13 protein-coding genes are annotated in these 17,966 nt (G+C 65.4%); 7 read left to right on the top strand and 6 right to left on the bottom strand.

The window, feature by feature from the left end; translation table 11 throughout:
- Positions 1-146 precede the first annotated feature (146 nt).
- A complete protein-coding gene (locus tag KF791_12375) occupies positions 147-7,436 on the bottom strand; it encodes a PQQ-dependent sugar dehydrogenase (protein MBX3733378.1) in 7,290 nt (2,429 codons plus the stop codon).
- Positions 7,437-7,728: 292 nt separating this feature from the next.
- Here KF791_12375 and KF791_12370 point away from each other — a divergent pair, with 292 nt between their 5' ends.
- The 4 genes from KF791_12370 (at position 7,729) to KF791_12355 (ending at position 10,798) form a co-directional block, all read left to right on the top strand.
- Positions 7,729-8,451 (top strand): hypothetical protein, encoded by a 723-nt coding sequence (locus tag KF791_12370; protein ID MBX3733377.1) that lies wholly within the window; start codon positions 7,729-7,731, stop codon positions 8,449-8,451.
- A 67-nt stretch (positions 8,452-8,518) separates the two neighbouring features.
- The gene (locus KF791_12365) at positions 8,519-9,196 is read left to right on the top strand and encodes a phosphatidylserine decarboxylase family protein (GenBank protein MBX3733376.1); all 678 of its coding nucleotides are present in this window, start codon (positions 8,519-8,521) and stop codon (positions 9,194-9,196) included.
- Positions 9,197-9,203: 7 nt separating this feature from the next.
- Entirely contained in the window at positions 9,204-10,091 is an 888-nt protein-coding gene (pssA, locus tag KF791_12360; protein ID MBX3733375.1) for a CDP-diacylglycerol--serine O-phosphatidyltransferase, read from the top strand.
- 29 nt (positions 10,092-10,120) lie between these two features.
- On the top strand, positions 10,121-10,798 hold the full coding sequence (locus KF791_12355; protein MBX3733374.1) for a LysE family transporter: 678 nt from the start codon (positions 10,121-10,123) through the stop codon (positions 10,796-10,798).
- A 60-nt stretch (positions 10,799-10,858) separates the two neighbouring features.
- Here KF791_12355 and KF791_12350 read toward each other — a convergent pair whose 3' ends face one another.
- Positions 10,859-12,682, bottom strand: coding sequence for a DUF885 domain-containing protein (locus KF791_12350; protein MBX3733373.1), 1,824 nt, complete (start codon positions 12,680-12,682; stop codon positions 10,859-10,861).
- Between the two features lie 126 nt (positions 12,683-12,808).
- On the opposite strand from KF791_12350, the gene KF791_12345 reads away from it, so the two are divergent.
- Entirely contained in the window at positions 12,809-13,954 is a 1,146-nt protein-coding gene (locus tag KF791_12345) for a 23S rRNA (adenine(2503)-C(2))-methyltransferase RlmN (protein ID MBX3733372.1), read from the top strand.
- Here KF791_12345 and KF791_12340 read toward each other — a convergent pair.
- Positions 13,941-14,462, bottom strand: a complete 522-nt coding sequence (locus KF791_12340) for a hypothetical protein (GenBank protein MBX3733371.1) — start codon at positions 14,460-14,462, stop codon at positions 13,941-13,943. The genes KF791_12345 and KF791_12340 overlap by 14 nt on opposite strands.
- A gap of 124 nt (positions 14,463-14,586) precedes the next feature.
- Here KF791_12340 and KF791_12335 point away from each other — a divergent pair, with 124 nt between their 5' ends.
- Positions 14,587-15,366, top strand: coding sequence for a metallophosphoesterase (locus KF791_12335; GenBank protein MBX3733370.1), 780 nt, complete (start codon positions 14,587-14,589; stop codon positions 15,364-15,366).
- Here KF791_12335 and KF791_12330 read toward each other — a convergent pair.
- Both KF791_12330 and KF791_12325 read right to left on the bottom strand, forming a co-directional pair.
- Positions 15,332-15,784 (bottom strand): cyclic nucleotide-binding domain-containing protein, encoded by a 453-nt coding sequence (locus KF791_12330; protein MBX3733369.1) that lies wholly within the window; start codon positions 15,782-15,784, stop codon positions 15,332-15,334. The two genes, KF791_12335 and KF791_12330, sit on opposite strands and share 35 nt — an antisense overlap.
- 58 nt (positions 15,785-15,842) lie before the next feature.
- Entirely contained in the window at positions 15,843-16,586 is a 744-nt protein-coding gene (locus KF791_12325) for a DUF1080 domain-containing protein (protein ID MBX3733368.1), read from the bottom strand.
- Positions 16,587-16,702: 116 nt separating this feature from the next.
- Between KF791_12325 and KF791_12320 the strand changes: the two genes are divergently transcribed.
- Entirely contained in the window at positions 16,703-17,074 is a 372-nt protein-coding gene (locus tag KF791_12320) for an iron-sulfur cluster assembly accessory protein (protein ID MBX3733367.1), read from the top strand.
- Between the two features lie 51 nt (positions 17,075-17,125).
- Here KF791_12320 and lpxI read toward each other — a convergent pair whose 3' ends face one another.
- A complete protein-coding gene (gene lpxI / locus KF791_12315; GenBank protein ID MBX3733366.1) occupies positions 17,126-17,941 on the bottom strand; it encodes a UDP-2,3-diacylglucosamine diphosphatase LpxI in 816 nt (271 codons plus the stop codon).
- Positions 17,942-17,966: the final 25 nt, after the last annotated feature.

Below are 17,966 nucleotides of genomic sequence, written 5' to 3'. Positions count from 1 at the left end.
TCACTCTGGAGCCCGCACGTCTTCGGGATCAGCAGGGCCTCAGAAGCACTCCCCGCAGTCCGCCTTCGAAACCGGGGCCGGGGCCGGGGCCGGGGCCGGATTCAAGCCCCTCCCGCCAGCGCGCGGACCTTTGGGCGCCCGGAGGATCACTCCCGGTCCAGCACAACCCGCAAGCGCAGGTAGCGCTGCTCCTGGGCCGCAACAGGAACCGCATCGCGAACCGCCACCGTTTCATATCCCGAACCTGAAAAAATCCGCTCGATCGGCAGGACCCCCTGTTCGGACCAGTCGAGCAGGTCATTGGATCCTTCGACGACATAGCGCGCACCGGACGGCGGCGGCACCGGTCGTTCGAACAGGATGGTCAGGTAATCCACCCCCTCCACGTTGGTAATGGCTGCGCGGGTGTTGGAAAACGGCGGCAGGGCGGCAACCGTCGGGCGCAGCGATCGGGAAACTCCGAATCCGGAGGCACCGGAAACCAGGTGCTCGAGTCGAACGTGGTCGTATTCGAGCCAGTAGGAGCGTCCGGAAAGTGCCGGACCGGTTCGGACGAACTCAACAGAATTCGGCCCAGGGATCGCTTGGACGGCACCCGCCGAGAACTCGACCACCACATTGGACCCAGTAGTGAGGCGACTGTCGAACAACGGGACGGTTGCCCCAAGACCGTTCCGAAATTGGATCACCACGTCGTGATCGCCGAAGGCGGACTGGGTGACCCCATCCACGGCAAACCCGCCCAAGGCATATTCTGCGGTCAGTCGGAACTGGTTGCCGGAGGCGGCCTGGGACGCATCGAGCAGGAAATGGAACCGGTTGGTCCGATCCCCCAAGGTGTGGGCCCGTTCCCACGCGGTGGACGGCTCATCCTGGGGAACCTGAAGGATGGAAAGCAGACCGTTGAACCCAACCGGGTACGTGCCGGCGAAGTAGAAGTCATCATCCGGTCCCGGGTTGCTTCCGGGCTCGTACTGCGGATCACCGGGCCGCCGCGTGACCGCACCCGGCGGAGCCTCCGCACGGAAGCTGGGCATGCCAAGGTCACCCAGAATCTCGAACACATCGGCATCCACGGGGGCGTTGGTTCCGATCTGCCAGACGGTCCTCACCAATCCGGAGGCCACGGATTGCGAGGCCCGGACCACCACCGTGAAGGTCACCGAACTGGACGCTGGCGGCACACCGTTGTCGGTCACCGAAACCGTGACCTGGTTGGTGGAGGGAATCTGGGACGCAACGGGTGACCAGGTGACCAAGCCACCCGAACTCACCGTGAGGCCGGCGGGGCCGGCAACCCGGGCAAACGCAAGGGACTGCGCCGGGAGGTCCGGATCCGTCGCCGACAATTGGAGCGAAAGCGCCCCGCCTCCCTCCAGGGTCACCGTGCCGACCGATGCGATGACCGGGGGACGGTTGGCTGGAGGTACCACTTCGAGCAGGACGTAGTCGTACTCCAGCCAGTAGGAGATCCCCGGGCTGAACGGTCCGGTTCGCACCAACTCCACCGTGTTGGGTCCGGGCGTTGCCTGAACCGAAGCCGCAGTGAATTCGGCCACCACATTGGTGGCTGTGGACAGCGGGCCGTTGAACAACACCGACGAGACGCCGGCCCCGTTTCGGAAGCGAACCACCACGTCATGAAGCCCAAAGCCCGGGAGCACCACGCCATTGGAGGACCAACCGCCCAGCGCAAACTCGGACGTCAGGCGCAGCCCGGTGGCCGCGGAAATCTGCGAACCATCCAGATGGAAGTGAAACCGGTTGGTGCGGTCGCCGGCAGTGTGGGCACGCTCCCACGCCGTGGATGGCTCATCTTCCGGGACCTCCAAGGTCGCCTGGAGTCCGTTGAAACCTGCCGGATAACTGCCCTTGAAGTAAAAGTCGTCGTCCGGACCGGGATTGGATCCACTTTGGAACTGCGGATCCCCGGGGCGCCGCGTGACCGCCCCCGGGGGGGCTTCGGCCCTGAAGGTGGGCAGGCCGAGGTCCCCGAGAATTTCCGAAATGCTGGCTCCTGGTGGCGCATTGGTGCCGATCTGCCAGGCGGTGCGGAGCCCCGGGGTGGCCGGAGCCAGCACCTGCACCGTGAAGGTCACCGTGGCAGACGCCTTGGGCGTCCCATTGTCCGTCACCGAAACAGTGACGCTGTTGACTGATGGGGTTTGGGCCGATGTTGGCGACCATGCAACCCATCCCGAGGGGCTCACCGTCAGGCCGTCAGGTCCGCTCACCCGCGCGTAGGTGAGGGAAGCCGCCGGACCATCGGGATCGGTCGCTGACAACTGGAGGCCCAGCGGTGCACCCGCGCCGAGGACCACGGGGGCCACCGCGGCCGGCACCGGTGGCTGGTTGACGGCCGGAGCGCCCGGAATCGCCTCCAGCCGGACATGATCGTACTCGATCCAATACGAGACACCGGATGCCGCAGGACCGGTCCGCACGAATTCCACACTGTTCGGACCGGGCGTTGCCTGCACCGATGTCGTGGTGAATTCGACCACCAAATTGCTGGGATTCGTCAGACGACCACTGAACAGCTCCGACGCCAGGCCCGAACCATTTCGGAATCGGATCACCATGTCGTGCACCCCAAAGCCCGGAATGATCACCCCACCTTGGGCGGTTCCGCCAAGCGCATATTCGGCGGTGAGGACCAGCGGGGTGGCGGACGACGCCTGAGAGGGATCGAGGTGGAAATGGAACCGGTTGGTCCGGTCGCCCAACGTATGGGCTCTCTCCCAAGACGTGGACGGCTCATCCTCCGGAACCTCCAAGGTGGAAGGGAGCCCGTTGAAACCAGCCGGATAGGTGCCGCTGAAATAGAAATCATCATCGGGGCCGGGATTGGCGCCGGCTTGAAATTGCGGATCGCCAAGCCGCCGCGTGACCGCCCCTGGCGGGCCATCGGCACGATTACTGGGCAAGCCCAGATCACCCAGAATTTGGGAACTGCTGGAACCCGGGGGTGCGTTTGTGCCGATCTGCCAGACCGTCCGGGATCCGGTGGATTCCGAAGCGGACAGCGCGACGACGGAAAAACTCAAGCTCGCCGATGCCGGGGGCGCGCCGTTGTCCGTGACGGTCACGCTGACCGAATTGGTGGACGGTCTCTGGGCAGCGGTGGGATTCCAGGTCACCAGTCCGCCGGAAGTCACCGCGAGGCCCGCAGGGCCACCCGAGCGGGCGAACGTCAACACCTGCGCCGGCAGGTCAGGATCGGTCGCCTGCAACTGGAGGGAGAGCGATGCGCCGGGCTGGACGACCACGGTGCCGACCGGCGTCGGCACGGGCGGGCGGTTTGCCGGCGCCAACGCCCGAAGCTGAACGTAGTCAAATTCAGTCCAGTAGGAGTGGCCGGAAACGATGGGACCGGTCCTGACCATCTCGATGGAATTCGGCCCTGCCGATGCCTGAACGGACGCGGCCGGGAATTGCACAACAATGTTGGTCGGACTTGAAATCCGGCCGTCGAACAGTGTGGACGCGACCCCGGCATGGTTGCGGAACCGGATGACGACATCGTGGACACCAAAACCAGGCTGTTGGGTGCCGTTGATCGAGTGGCCGCCGTGCGAAAATTCCAAGGCCAGTTCGAGGGAGGCCGAGGACGTTACCTGGCTGGAATCCAGAAGGAAGTGGAAGCGATTGGTCCGGTCTCCAACCGTCAGCGCCCGCTCCCAGGCTGAGAACGGCTCATCGTTGGGCACGAGCAACGTGGACGGGAGCCCGTTGAACCCTTGGGGGTAGGTGCCTTTGAAATAGAAATCATCGTCGGCGCCAGGGTTGGTTGCCGCGGAATACTGCGGGTCTGACGGGAGGCGCGTCACCGAGCCCGGAATGGGCTCACTGCGCCCGCTGGGAATGCTGAACTCTCCAAACGCCTGCGAACCACTCGCACCCGGCGGTGCATCGGTGCCGATCGCCCAGAGGGTCCGAACACCGCCCCCACCGCCACCATCCGGGCCGCCGCCACCGGAGGCCGGACGAACGATCACGGAAAACGATCCGGTCACCGTCTGAACCGGAGTCCCATTATCCCTCACCGACACCGTGATCAGGTTGGTCGTGCCGGCCTGCGCAGCCCCGGGGAGCCAGGAGACCAGCCCAGACGGGCTGATGGTCAGGCCCTCGATGCCCCCCGTCTTCTGAAACGTCAGGGTGTTGGCGGGAAGGTCCGGATCGGTCGCGGTCAACTGGATGGCAAGCGGAGAGCCCACATCCACCGCCAGGGGCGCCGGCGGGCTGAACACCGGGGGACGGTTGACCTCACGCACGACGACCGTGAATGACTGCGTTGCGGACAGCGGCGGCGATCCGTTGTCGGTCACCGAAACGGTGACCAAATTGGTGGAGGGCCCCTGGGCCTCCGTGGGAGTCCAGCTCACCTGTCCGCTGGCGCTTACCGTCAGGCCAGCCGGCCCGTCAACCCTCGCAAAACGGAGGGCCCCGGGCGGATCTTCGTTGTCGAACGCGGTGAGCTGGAGGTTGAACGGCACCATTTCATCCACCGACATCTGCGAAAATGCGGGAAGAACGGGCGCCGAGTTCGTCACCGGGAACGATTCGATCTTCACGTAATCAAAGCTGATCCAGTACGAAACGCCGGGCTCGGCGGGGCCCGTCCTCACAAACTCAATGGTGTTCGGACCGCTCAGCGCCTGAACATCCGCAGCCAAGAAATCAATCACCGGCTCCACGACCTGGGTGACCCGGCTGGAGTAAAGAATCGTCTCGGCAAGCTCCGCGTTCCGGAACCGAACCACGACATCGTGGGCGGCAAAGCCGGGAATGGTCACGCCCCCCTTCGACGAGCCCCCGCCCATCAGCCGAAACGTCAGGCGAAACCGTGCGCCCGGAGACGCCTGGGGCCTGCCGATGACAAAGTGCGCCCGGTTGGTCCGGTCCCCAAGCGTCATGGCACGTTCCCAAGCCTTGGCGGGTTCGTCATTGGGCACGGAGAAACCCGAGACCGCCTCGTTGAATCCCGGCGGATAGGTCCCGGCAAAATAGAAGTCGCTGTCCTGCCCCGGATTGGTGGCCGCGTCGTACTGGGGGTCCCCAGGAAGCCGGGTCACACGGCCCGGAGGTACATCGTTGATGTTGTTCTGGGGGCTGAACTCATCCCACGGAACCTCACTCCCGACAGCCCGGGCCCCGATCTGCCAGAGCGTGCGATAGGTCGGCGTGTAACTTTCAATGAATTCCCGGATCACCTGAATCCCCGCGGGGTAGGCCTCAAAGGTTCCGATGGGAGGCATGTGGTGGACCCCCATCTCGGATACGCGCCTGAACAACACCGAGGCGTTGGTGTTCCGCAGGCGGATGAGCCCCGCACCGGGAATCCCGAGGTCGTCAAACACCGGGCCATCCAGCAGACCCGACAGGTCCGTCGGCGTCCGGAACCGGCCGTCCCAACTGCCCCGTCCGGGCCCGTTGGGCTGGTGGCAATAGGCACAGTTCGCATCCAGGTAGGATTTGAACCGATGCTCGATCGAAGCCGACGCATCATCCGTCGGCACCAGGCGCGGCAGCCCCCCCGTGCTTGTGAACGGCTGCGCAAACGCGCCCAGGTCGCTAAGCAGCGTCAACTGGTTCACGGAGGCCCCGTTGTGGTTCACCGCGCGATTCAACTGCTGGGTGCTGAACCCCAAGACCCCGCCCGCGGCCTGGTTGTGGCAGCTCAGGCACTCCGAGTGGGACGGATACCGCCAGGTCTGGTTCCGGACCACTCCGTTCTCGCTGACCTGGAAGACCACGTTCGTGCCCGACTCGGGCACCAGATCGGCATCGGACCCGTCGGACCGCCACCGGTAGGACAGCCCGTAGACCCCGTCCGAAGTCTTGACGATGAAGCGGGTCTCGATCGGGCGACTCGACTGCGCCTGGCCCCGAACCATTTCGAGATCAAAGTGCTTCATCCACACGGTGCCGGTCGGAAAGGTCCAGACATCGGACGCGCTGCGGCTGATCTTGCTGGTTGCATCCTGGAAGAAAAACCAGCGCTTTTTGATGGCGTAGTCAGACCAGAAGGGGGCGGCCACTTCGTAGGGCTGGATTCCCGTGCGGACACCCCGGGTCGCGAGGTTGGCGAAGGCACCGACCGCACTCAGGGTCGGCGGAAACGACGGCAGGACCACGTTGGGATTTCGCACCAGGCGGCTGATCCCATAGTTGACGGCCGTGCTGGCGATCAGGATTTCCCCGGTCGCCGGATCCAGACCAAACGTGGTGGGGCCCGCCTCGGCGGACAGCAGACGCTCGATGGAATAGGTGCCACCCGGCTGAAATTGAATCGCCCAGATGTGCTTCGAGATGAAGTCACCAAACACGTATTTCCCATTGAGCTCGGGATAGCGGGTCCCGCGGTACACCAACCCACCGATGGCGGCCCTGCCTTCGAAATCCGGGTTGATCCCGGTGCGACCGTAGGAGTGCACCGGCGGTTTGAAGTCCGCGGCCTCCGGCAGCACCGGGTGGGTCAGGCTCCTGAGGTTCCCCTCGAAATGGACCCAGCCATAGTTGCCCCCACGCTCGATCCGGTTGATTTCCTCGACGCGGTTTCCGCCGACGTCCCCCAGGTAGATCTCTCCGGTCAGCGGATCAAAGCACATCCGGTGCGGGCTCCGAAGTCCGACGGCCCAGAACTCCGTGCGGACCCGGGCGGGGTCCACCGGAAGCCCGTTGAACGACGTGGCGCCGATGTACGGATTGTCCGGCGGGATCCGATAGCCTCCCTTGACCGCCGGATGGGGGTTGGGCGGAAGACTTCCGGGCCGGGAATCCACGTCAATCCGCAACAGCGAAGAGAAGAGATCCTTGTCAATGCGCTGGCTGTTTTCCAGTGTGTCGTCCTGCTCACCTTCGTCACCCATCGTCACGTACAGGTAGCCATCCGGACCAAAATGGAGGTCACCGCCGTTGTGAAGGATGGACGACTCGTCTTCGAGGTCGAATAGGACCTGTTCGGACGCACGCAACGCCTCCAGCGGACGGGTCGGGTTGGCCTCAAACCGGGAGAGCCGGTTGTACATCTTGCGCGTCGTGGTGTTCGTGGGGGAATAAAAGACGAAGAACGAGCGGTTCTGCGCGTAATTCGGGTGGAACGTCAGCCCGAGCAATCCACCGTCGCCGGTGGCGCGGTTGAGATCCGTGAGATTCAGGAACATCGTGCGCGTCGGCGCCTGAAAGTTGGTGATGACGAAAATCCGGCCGGGCCGGTCGTAGTAGTACAACTCGTTGGTCCGGCCGGGAGGCACCGCGAAACCGACGATTCCGGGATCCAACGCCAGCGACGGGAAGGCGTTGGTCAACCGGTACAGGCCCGATGACGAGGCCACCTCGGGCAACAATCGCGGGACGACACGCTGGCCATGGAGTGGCGAAATCCAGAGCAACAGCAGGGCGAGGAGCAGCGGGGACTTAACTGGGTTCATGCGTGGCCTGACATCAAGCTTCCGGGCGTTTGGGTCGGCCTAATGGACCATCCTCAGCTGCCCGGATCGCCTCACCGCAGGTACCCGGCCAGGGCCGGATCCCAACAGTGGCGGCATTGGGACGTCAACCACCCGGAGACCTACTCAATTTTCCTTTGGCGTGCAATGCAAACTCCGCACAAATCTGGCTTATGCCCAGACGGAAGCCGGTTACTGGCAGGGCGGAATATTCGCGGGTTGCCCGGCGCGAACGTTGACCCTGCTGCCGGACGCCCGATAGCGTCCGATCCCAATGTTACCCGTCATCGAGCAGCTCCTTGTCCTGCAGGATCGAGACCGGCGGCAGCGCCGCCTGGAAGCCGAACTCGCCGACGTTCCGGTGCAGGAGCGGCGCCTGCGCGAGAAAATCGCCCGGCTGGCGGCCGCAGCCGATTCCCTCAAGCAGCAGGTACTGCACCTGGAGAGCGAGCGCAAAAAGCTCGAACTCGAGGTGGCCTCCAAGGAGGAATTCATCCGCAAATGCGAGGCGGCGCAATCCCAGACCAAGAGCAATGACGAGTACCGCCGGTATGCCCATCAGGTGGACACCACACGGATTGAAATCCGTTCCCTGGAGGATCAGGAACTGGTGCTGATGGAGCAGGCGGACGCCGCGTCCCGTGACCTCGAAGCCGCGAGGAAGGCGGCCGCAACGGAGACGGCCGCCCTGGAGCGTCAACTGGCCGACCTCCTGGCCCGGTCCGGGGTGCTCGCGCGGGATCTCGAAACGGTCGGGGGTGAGCGGGGACGGCTCGCGGCCGCGGTGGAGCCCGCCGTCCTGTCCCGCTACGAGCGGCTGCTTCAAACCCGGGGCGACAGCTGCGTGGTCGGCGTCACGGGTGCCATCTGCGGTGGATGCCACATGAAGCTGCCCCAACACGCATTCCTGCTGGCCAAGGCCCAGCGGGAGCTCGCGAGCTGCCCGTTGTGCAACCGGATCCTCTACTACACGCGGGACATGGAGCCGGAGCCATGATCCGTCCGCCCCGAAGGCACCGGAACTCCTTCCCTTGGCGCCACCCGGAGCCGTACCGTCCCGCCCCGTGAAGCATCAGGGCAGGGCACTCGGCGCCGCGGCGTCCATGGTCGCGCGCATCGTTCTGGTCGCGATTTTCCTCTCGGGTTTTCTTTCGCTGGCGTGGCCACGGAGCTTCCTTGCAGGCGCTCTCGCCGCGTTCCTCGGGCTTCTGGCCGCCCTGTTCACCCTGTGGTTTTTCCGGGACCCCAATCCACGGGTTCCCGACGGCGCCGGACTCGTGGTCGCCCCGGCCCACGGTCTCGTGGACGTCGTGGACGAACTGGACGAACCGGAGGTCATGCAGGGGCGGTGCCGACGGATCTCCATCTTTCTCTCGGTGTTCGACGTGCACGTGCAGCAGGCCCCGGTCGCAGGTCAGGTGTTTCACGTCCGCCATCATCCCGGGCGGTTTCTCAACGCCCTCAAGACGGAATCCGCCGCCCACAACGAAAACGTCCTGATCGGACTGCGGACCGCCGACCCCACGGACACCCGGGTGGGCGTGCGGTTGATCGCCGGGCTGATCGCACGGCGCATCGTGCCCTGGGTCGCCGCCGGCGGGTCCGTCGCCCGGGGAGAGCGGGTTTCGCTCATCCAGTTCGGGTCCCGGGTGGACTTGTATCTGCCGCCCTCCGCGGAACTCCGGGTGCAAACCGGCCAGCGGGTCGTCGGAGGCGAAACCATCGTCGCCCGCCTTGCGTGATTGTTCCATGACCTCCGAGAACCCCACGCCGACCGGCGGCCTGAGGCCCGCAGACGGGGAGGACGGCCGCCTCAAGATCTACCTGCTGCCCAACCTGTTCACGGCTGCAAACCTGTTTTGCGGCTTCCTGGCGCTGACCCGGATCGTTGAGGCCGATTTGGCGAATCCCGGGTATGCGGCGGCCATCAAGGCGTCGCTGTTCTACATCCTGCTGGCCTGCATCTTTGATCTGCTCGACGGTCGCGTGGCGCGCATGGGTGGCTCGGAATCGCCGTTCGGTCGGGAGTTCGACTCCCTGGCGGACATCGTCAGCTTCGGGGTCGCCCCCGCATTTCTGGTGCACCGCATCGTGCTGCGGGATGTGTTCCGGCTCCATCCGGAGGTGGGCTGGTTCATCGCCTCGCTCTATGTGATCTGCGGCGCCTTCCGCCTGGCCCGGTTCAACTGCCTCGCCGCAGCGGCGGGGACCGGCGGGGGCAAATACTTCATCGGATTCCCAATCCCCGCGGCAGCCGGCGTGGTGGCTTCCCTGACCCTCCTCATGTTGTGGTGGGACGAGAAGGACTTCCGGTTTGGCATGTGGCGGTTTGCGCTGCCAATGCTCCTCGTTTTCCTGTCGGCCATGATGGTCAGCCGGGTCAAGTACCCCACCTTCAAGACCATCAACTGGCGGACCCAGCATCCGTTCACCAAGTCCCTGATCATCGCGATGTTCATCGGGATGCTGGTCATCCTCTGGAAGAAAATTCTGCCGGTCACCGCCCCCATCCTGTTCGTGGGGTACCTCCTCTACGGATTCATCCGGCCCTTCATCTCCCGCCGCCTCCAACGGGAGATCGAAGTGGACGACGATCCCGACGACGAAGAGGCTGCGGACGAGGCTGGCGGCCAGTGATCCCACCGGCGGATCGGACCCAAGTCCTCATGACGGCCTGGCAGGATTGGATCATCTCCGGTGCGGTGGGCCTGGGCGCCGGCCTGATCACCGCCGCCCTCGGCGGCCCGATCAACATCACCGTCGTCAACGAAAGCGCCCAGCGTGGCTTCCTGCGCGGCCTGCTGATCGCCCTGGGGGCGACCAGCATGGAGGTCCTGTACTGCGGCCTGGCCTTCGCCGGGTTCGCCGAACTGTTCCAACGCCCGGTCGTCCGGGCCTCCATGGAACTGGTCAGCTTCCTGCTCGTGCTCTGGCTCGGGGTGAAGTACCTGCGCGCCGGCCGCCTGGAGGTCGCGCCGGAGCTGGAACGACTGGAGCACCTGGTGGAGGAGAAATTGCACCCGCACACGGCATTCTGGACCGGGTTCGTGCGGGTCCTCGCAAATCCGGGCGTGCTGCTGCTGTGGATCGGCATCACCGGCTCCCTGGTCGCCCACGAGGTGCTTCGCCCCTCCCTGCCCTGCAAACTGCTGTTCTGCGCCGGGGTGGCGGTGGCGGGCTGCACCTGGTTCGCCGGGCTCAGCGCCGCCGTCTCCCGGGGGCACGGACGCTTCTCATCCGCAACGTTGTGCCGGATTTCCCAGGGGAGCGGACTGCTGCTGCTGATTACCGCGCTGTTGATCGCCAGCCGCCTCGTTCTGGCCCTCGCGAAGACCCGGCACTGACCCTGGGCGTCGTCAGGCCTCGAAATCTGCGGCGCAATCCCCCACCACCCCGAAGCGCCGTCACGGTTCGGACGCCATCTGGTCCGCGACCCACGCGCGCATCCTGGGCTCCAGTATTTCCAGGGGCAGGGCCCCGCGACCCAGGAGGGCGTCATGAAAAGCCCGGACATCAAACCGGTCGCCCAAAGCGCGCTCCGCATGGTCGCGAAGTTCACGGATCTTCAACTCCCCGATCTTGTAGGCGAGCGCCTGGCCCGGCCAGACGAGGTAGCGGTCCACTTCCACCACGATGTCATGCCCCGTCTTGCCGGAGTGCGACCTGAAGAACTCGATCGCCTCTTCGCGGGTCCAGCCGAGGGCATGCATGCCCGTGTCCACGACGAGCCGGATCGCGCGCCACATTTCGTAGGTGAGCTGGCCAAACCTGGAGTAGGGATCGGTGTACATCCCCAGTGCCGGTCCGAGACGCTCCGAATACAGCGCCCAGCCCTCCACAAAGGCGGTCACGCCGGCGTGCTTCTGGAACTCGGGCACGTCCTCCAATTCCTGCGCGAGGGCGATCTGCAGGTGATGTCCGGGAACCGCCTCGTGAATGGTCAGCGCCTCCATCTCCCATTTGGGACGCATGTTCAACGCGTAGGTGTTGGCATAAAACACGCCGGGCCGTCCGAAACCGGCCGCGCCCGGCTGATAGTAGGCCGTGGTCTGCGACTGCTCGGCATGACTGGGAATCGGGAGGACGCCGTACGGCAGCCGGGGCAGGCGCCCAAACAATCCGGGCAGTGCAAGGTCCACGCGCTTGGCAATGTCGCGATATCCCGCCAGCAATTCCGAACCCCGCTCGAAATAGAACTGCGGATCGGTTCTCAGGAATTCGAGGAACTCCGCGTACGATCCCCGGAAGCCCGACTGCTCGATGATCCGATCCATCTCCGCCCGGATCCGGCGCACCTCGGACACCCCCAGTTCGTGGATCTCGGCCGGCGTCATCCGCGTGGTGGTGTACTGCCGCACCCGGAAACCGTACCAGTCCACCCCATCGGGCAGCAGGGTCGCCGCCGTGGTCTCCCGGGCTCGCGGCAGATAGTCCTCCACGAGAAACCGGTGCAGCGCGCGGAATCCGGGATCCACCGCGTTCGTGAACACCGAGCGCGCCGCAGCCAGGAGGGACTCCGCCTCCAGCCCGGGAATCGCCCCGGCGCCCGCCAGCAGCGGACGCAGGAGCGGACTGCGGTCCGGATCCTCGGGGACGTTGTTCAACACCTGTTGGGGCACATCACGCAGCGTGATTCGCGGCGGCGTGATGCCCCGCTCCAGCCCGCGCCGCAGCAGCGCCTCTGTGGCGACGAGCCGGGGCGCAATCCCGTGAAGTCGCGCCAGATAGTCGTCTGCGTCACGGCGGGTCCGCAGCGGCATTACCGAGAAAATCTGAGCGATCTCCTGCTGGGGGCCCCACATCTGATTGATCGCAAGCAGTTCCTCGGGAAACCGGTCCCCCTCCATCTGCTCCCGCACCTGGCGTTCAAACAGGTCGCGGTACAGGTGCTCGTCAGGCGACAGCGTCGCGGGATCCACGGTTGCCAGGATACGCAACGGACGCGACGCCTCGCGACGACGACGGGCAAAGGCCTCCTCCGACAGGTCCGACCACCGATGATTGAGCCCCGGGTGCCCCACCGCGGTGGCCATCTCCGGGTTTTCAAACAACCGATGGCGCCAGCTGAGGTCATAGAGCGCCCGGAGACGCTCCGCGGAATTGGTCGGACCCCGGGGCGGCATCAGCGCCTCAAATGCGGCGTCGAAAGCGCCGGAGGCCGCGGGAGTCGCCGTGAACCCAAAGACTCCTGCGGCCAGTCCCGCCGCGATTGCCACCGCCCGCAACATGAAGCAACAAGAAGCGGGGTGGCAGACGAGGTCAAGTCAGGGGGCGGCAGGGGGCGGAAGAAAACGACGGGACACTTGCCGTTGAATGGGATTCGCGGTCGCTTCAGGGTGCGTCGGCGGGCGCCCATGATTTCCGACCCCTCAGTGCTCCGTGAATCCCTGCTGGATCTGGAATTTGACCAGCTGCAGGAACGCCTCGTTGCCGCCGGCCTCCGCAAGGCCCATGCGCTGCCGGTTTGGCGGAGACTTCACAGGGACCTCCCCGCCGGGGCCTCCGGGCCGACACCCCTGCACGGCCCTGTGCAGCGCTGGCTCGAATCCTGTCTGGGCGCGCCGGGGACCCTTCCCGTCCCGTCGGTGCGCCAACGCATCACCAGCACCGACGGGCGCACGCGCAAATTGCTGGTCCGCCTTTCAGACGGACAGGAAGTCGAGACGGTCCTGATGGGCTATCCAGGCCGGACCACGGCCTGTATCAGCACGCAGGCGGGCTGTGCCATGGGGTGCGTTTTCTGCGCCACCGGCCAGATGGGGTTCGTCCGCAACCTGCGCGCCGGAGAACTCGTCGCCCAGGTGCACGAGGCCCGGCGGCTGTTGCAGGGAGAGGGCACACCCGGCCTGCGAAACCTGGTGCTGATGGGCATGGGCGAACCGCTCCAGAACTACGAGGCCGTGATCCAGGCCCTGCGCATCGCATGCGACCGGCGCGGGCTCAACCTCGGACCGTCCCGGATTTCGATCAGCACCGTCGGCGTCGTCCCGGGCATCCGAAGGCTGGCGGAGGAACCCCAACCCTATCGTCTTGCCGTGAGCCTGCACGGCGCCTCGGATGAAGAACGCGCTGCGTTGGTCCCGGCCAACCGCCGCTGGCCGCTGGCCGAACTGCTGGAGGCCTGCCGCCACTACGGCGCACGGACCGGGCGCCGCATTCTCTTCTCCTGGACCCTGATCGCCGGCCGCAATGACACCCCCGAACACGCCCGGCGGATCTGCGAACTGCTCCGGGGGCTGAACGCGCACCTGAACCTCATCCCGCTGAATCCGACCGACGGTTTCGCAGGCCGGACGGCTGCAGCATCGGCGGCCGAAGCCTTTCACAGCGTCATTCGCCATGCCGGCATTCCCTGCACGCTTCGCCAGTTTCGCGGCATTGACGTCGATGCCGGCTGCGGCCAGTTGAGGGGTACTCGAAGCCGGACCGGCCACCTGGAACCGGCGACGCAGCCGGACAGATCGGTCGCTGGACAGCCCGCCGCCATCAATCCGGACTGAAGCGCACCCCTCTCACCCGCCCTCCCTGCATGGTCAGGATGCCCCAGTCCGAATTGAACCGGGGGGAATTGGAGTGCCGGAAAACCAGGGATTCCTGAAGCGCGAGCTCGCCTTGGGGGCTGACGCCAACAGCCAGACTTCCTCCGCTGTCGAGCAGCGTGAGGGTCCCGGAATCCCCGGAAGGGGAGGACCACCCAGTCCCCTCTAGGTACCGGCCCATGATCCTGCGCACTTCCGCCTCGGTCATGCCCGGGCGGATGCGCCCGAGATCCTTCAAGAATGGCTTCCGGGACGTCCACGGGACCGCATGCAACAACGCCAATATTCCCGCGAAGGCCGCCATCGGAAGCACGCGCCTTCGAGGCGCGCTCCCGTCAAACAAGGCGATTGCAAACCCGATGGCCGTTCCCAGATAGAGCCACCCGGGGAGCGGCCAGGTCAGCACAACCTCCACGTACGCAAACAGCATCACGGTCAGCGAGGCAACACCCGCAACCACAGCCTTCACGAAACTTGAATGGCAACGACCGCAGTCCCAGTCAAGCCAGCCGGGGACGGTGCCGTTTTGCCGGGGGAACCCCGCTTTTTCATGGACTCGCCAGCATTTCCAATGCCTTTTGGGGACATACGCCATGCGCATCCTGTTTGTCGCCGATCTGCACTATTCGTTGAAGCAGTTCGACTGGCTCATGTCGCAGGCGGACACCCACGACATCGTGGTGATCGGCGGCGACCTGTTGGACGTCGCCTCCGTGCTCGAGCCGCAGGTCCAAAGCATCGTGGTCGAGAAGTATCTGGCGAAGATTGCCAGCCGGAGGCCCCTGATCGTCAGCTCGGGCAATCATGATGGCGACCGGCGGTCCGTGGCGGATGAATCGGTTGCCGGCTGGCTGCAGGAGATCCGACGAGACCAACTCCATGTGGATGGCGACAGCGTGGTGCTCGGGGACACCCTGTTCACCGTGTGCGCGTGGTGGGATGGGCCAGTCTCGCGGGCTGAAGTAGAAGCCCAACTGGAGCGCGACGCCGCGCGGCGTCTGCGCCGATGGGTCTGGGTCCACCATTCCCCTCCGGACCAAAGTCCGGTGAGCTGGGCCGGACGCCGGTTCGGGGGTGACGAATTCCTGGGACCCTGGATCGAGAAGTTCCGACCGGATTTTGTGCTCTCGGGGCACATTCACAATGCCCCGTTTCTGGACCGGGGTTCCTGGCTCGACCGCGTGGGCACCGCCTGGGTGTTCAACCCGGGGCGCCAGATCGGCGCCGTTCCCACTTTCATCTCGCTGGACCTCGATGCGATGTCCGCGGAATGGACCAGTTTCCAGGGGCCGGAGACCCGGAACCTTGCGACGCCGGTTCCGGACGCCGCTGCCGACGTTACCGTGGCCCCGATCGCGGGTGGCGGTGCATGAGGGAGTCCAGCACGTCATCCACCATGCCAAGGTGGTCATGCCCCTCGTATTGGGCCTTCACATCCACCAGGTAGCGGTTGAGTGAATCCAGCCGGCGCGCCAGGAGGCGGGCGACATGCAGGGCCACCTCCGGAGCCGCCTGGAGAAAGGCCTCGGGATCCTCGACCACGGCGAACGTCGCGGGCGATAGCGTGCGCACCGTGGCCGTGCAAGGGGTCCCCAGAAGCGCGGACATCTCCCCAAAGATCGCACCCACGTCCGATGTCCGGGCGACGCACACTTCGTCGCGGAGCACCTCCACATTGCCGCGCAGCAACACCAACAAGGGCGCCCCGGTCTGCCCCTGCTCGATGACGGCGGCGCCGGGCGCCACCTCGCGCCGGGGAGTCGCTTCCAGAAGTTTGTGCAACCAGTCCACTGCGGAGGTTCCCTTACCGACGATTGCGCGGTCGGGCAAACTGCAAATCAAACTGCCGTCATGGCACTTCGCGGATCCGCAGGTTTCGAAACTCCACCGGGGATCCCTCGGATTCCAGGCAGAGATAGCCCGTCGCGGGCTCGCATCCGGTTCCGCCGGAAACTTCCTCGCCATTCACCCAAAGGCGGACCTCCCCGTTGATGGCCCGGACGTAGTAATGATTCCACTCCCCCACACCCCGGCTGAGGTTGCGGCTGGGGAAACTGCGCTGGCCGTCCGGGGCCACCGGGGGAAAGGGCCTCATTTTGGCGCTTCCGGTGGGGAACACGTCGCCATGCGAGGTGAACCAGTCGGCCTTTTTTCCCGGATCGCGCTCGTATTGCTCCGTGTATCCGTGGTCCAACACCTGCACCTCGATGCCCTCGGGCAGCCGCCCATGCCCCTGCTCCAGCTGCCGGATTGAACGTTCGGTCGCCCAGAGAAATACCCCGGAATTGCCCCCGGACCGCAAGTGTCGCCACTCGGCCACCAGCTCGAGATTGGTGATCGAGTGGATCGAGCGAATGACGCCGACCGGCTGGCCCGTGCACTCAATAAGATCGCCCGTGAAGGTCCACGTGTTGCTCGCGCAATTCACGTTCACGAAATCCGATTCACCGAGCGCGCGCCAGCCGGGTCCGATGCCGTCCACCCAGGCTCGGGGGGAGGGAGGGGGTACTTCGGCTCCAGGGGTCGCGACTGCCGTGGCAAGTGCCACGAGCACACACGCCGGGATCACCCTTATGAACGGGAGGAACTGCATCCGGGGAGTGTCAGGTGCAACTCCGGACCAGGGCCAGTCGAATCCGAACGGGCCCCCGCGGTTTCGGGGTGCGTTTGACACCCGGGCACAGGGTCCATACGGTGCGGGCGTCAACTATGAATGCCCCTCAAAACTCCGTCGTGACCCCTCCGGTTCAGGATACCGTCGTGACGCTTACCCACGCCGCGGCCCGCCATATCGCGACCATGCAGGCCGAGGCGGCGGAGAATTCGGGGAAGCCCCTGCGGGTTTATGTGGAGGCTGGTGGGTGCTCCGGCATGCAGTACGGCATGCAGTTCGACGAATTGCGCGATGGCGATCTGAGCTCCGAACAGCAGGGAGTCCGGGTGGTGGTGGATCCCTTCAGCGCCAACTACGTCCGGGGTTCCGTCATTGATTTCAGCGACGCGCTCACCGGAGGCGGCTTCAAGATCAACAATCCCAACGCCCAGAGCTCCTGCGGCTGCGGGAAATCGTTCCACAGCTGAGAGCCCCGGCTTCACTCGGAACCGGGTCGGCCGCCTGGACCGGGAGGTGGTCTACGGAGCCACGGCGAGCACGCTGACTCGAAGTTTTCCGGCCAGAACCTCGAGATCGGGCTGATCCAAAAGCAGCGTTCGATGAGCCTCCACGGCGATGACATTGACGCCGGCCCTCGAGCAAACCTCGACGGTACGCGGGCCGATGCACGGAATGTCGAATCGGAGGTCATGGCCGTCCTTGGCCACCTTCACCGCGACGGCGCCGCCGTGTTTGCCGGCCAGCCCCCCTCCACGCTCCAGGCAGGCGTCGGTTCCCTCGAAGGCCTCGACGGCCAGGGTCGTGCCCTCCTTGACCACAACGCTTTGGCCGATTTCAAGCCTGGAAATCTCCTTGGCAATGCGCAGTCCGAAAGCCACGTCCGACTGTTGGGCCTCGCGGACGGACGGTCCCGCGCAGTACCCAGGCCCCGGGAGCCAGGGCCGAAGCCAGCGCAGCGGCTCGATGAGGGTGATCCCTTCGCGCTGCAGTTCCTCCGCAACCGCACCAAACAGGCTGTGGGCGTTCCGCTCCTTGATCCGGAGCAGCAGCGACATCGCGCGGAAGTCGGGCCGCACATCGAAGAGATTCCTCGGCGCGAGCTGCCCCAGCATCACGCACTCCCGCACACCGCGCTCCTTGAACGCATCAATCATCCGGCCCAACTGCCCGACCCGCAACCAGACCACCTCGTCCACCCATTGCGCCAGCGCCGGATCGGTCTCGCCCTCCGCAGCGGTCGCCACCACACGCAGCCCTTCCTCACGGGCCTGCCTGGCAAACAACAGCGGCAACGATTTCGATCCGGCAATCAGGCCGAGGGGTGGCGGTTCCACCCGCCGAGACTAGGGCCTGGATTCG

The sequence above is a fragment of the Verrucomicrobiia bacterium genome, from assembly GCA_019634635.1.
In the GTDB taxonomy this organism is placed as follows: Bacteria; Verrucomicrobiota; Verrucomicrobiia; order Limisphaerales; family UBA9464; genus UBA9464.
The sequence above is the reverse complement of the archived record's forward strand: the minus strand, read 5'-3'. Positions and strand labels throughout refer to the sequence as shown.

What these genes read in the sequence shown, in the direction of transcription:
- KF791_12320 (MBX3733367.1), top strand. Translation starts at nt 16,703, where the DNA reads ATGAATGCCCCTCAAAACTCCGTCGTGACCCCTCCGGTTCAGGATACC.
- KF791_12355 (MBX3733374.1), top strand. Translation starts at nt 10,121, where the DNA reads ATGACGGCCTGGCAGGATTGGATCATCTCCGGTGCGGTGGGCCTGGGC.
- KF791_12325 (MBX3733368.1), bottom strand. Translation starts at nt 16,586, where the DNA reads ATGCAGTTCCTCCCGTTCATAAGGGTGATCCCGGCGTGTGTGCTCGTG.
- KF791_12370 (MBX3733377.1), top strand. Translation starts at nt 7,729, where the DNA reads ATGTTACCCGTCATCGAGCAGCTCCTTGTCCTGCAGGATCGAGACCGG.
- KF791_12345 (MBX3733372.1), top strand. Translation starts at nt 12,809, where the DNA reads ATGATTTCCGACCCCTCAGTGCTCCGTGAATCCCTGCTGGATCTGGAA.
- KF791_12375 (MBX3733378.1), bottom strand. Translation starts at nt 7,436, where the DNA reads ATGAACCCAGTTAAGTCCCCGCTGCTCCTCGCCCTGCTGTTGCTCTGG.
- KF791_12335 (MBX3733370.1), top strand. Translation starts at nt 14,587, where the DNA reads ATGCGCATCCTGTTTGTCGCCGATCTGCACTATTCGTTGAAGCAGTTC.
- pssA (MBX3733375.1), top strand. Translation starts at nt 9,204, where the DNA reads ATGACCTCCGAGAACCCCACGCCGACCGGCGGCCTGAGGCCCGCAGAC.
- KF791_12350 (MBX3733373.1), bottom strand. Translation starts at nt 12,682, where the DNA reads ATGTTGCGGGCGGTGGCAATCGCGGCGGGACTGGCCGCAGGAGTCTTT.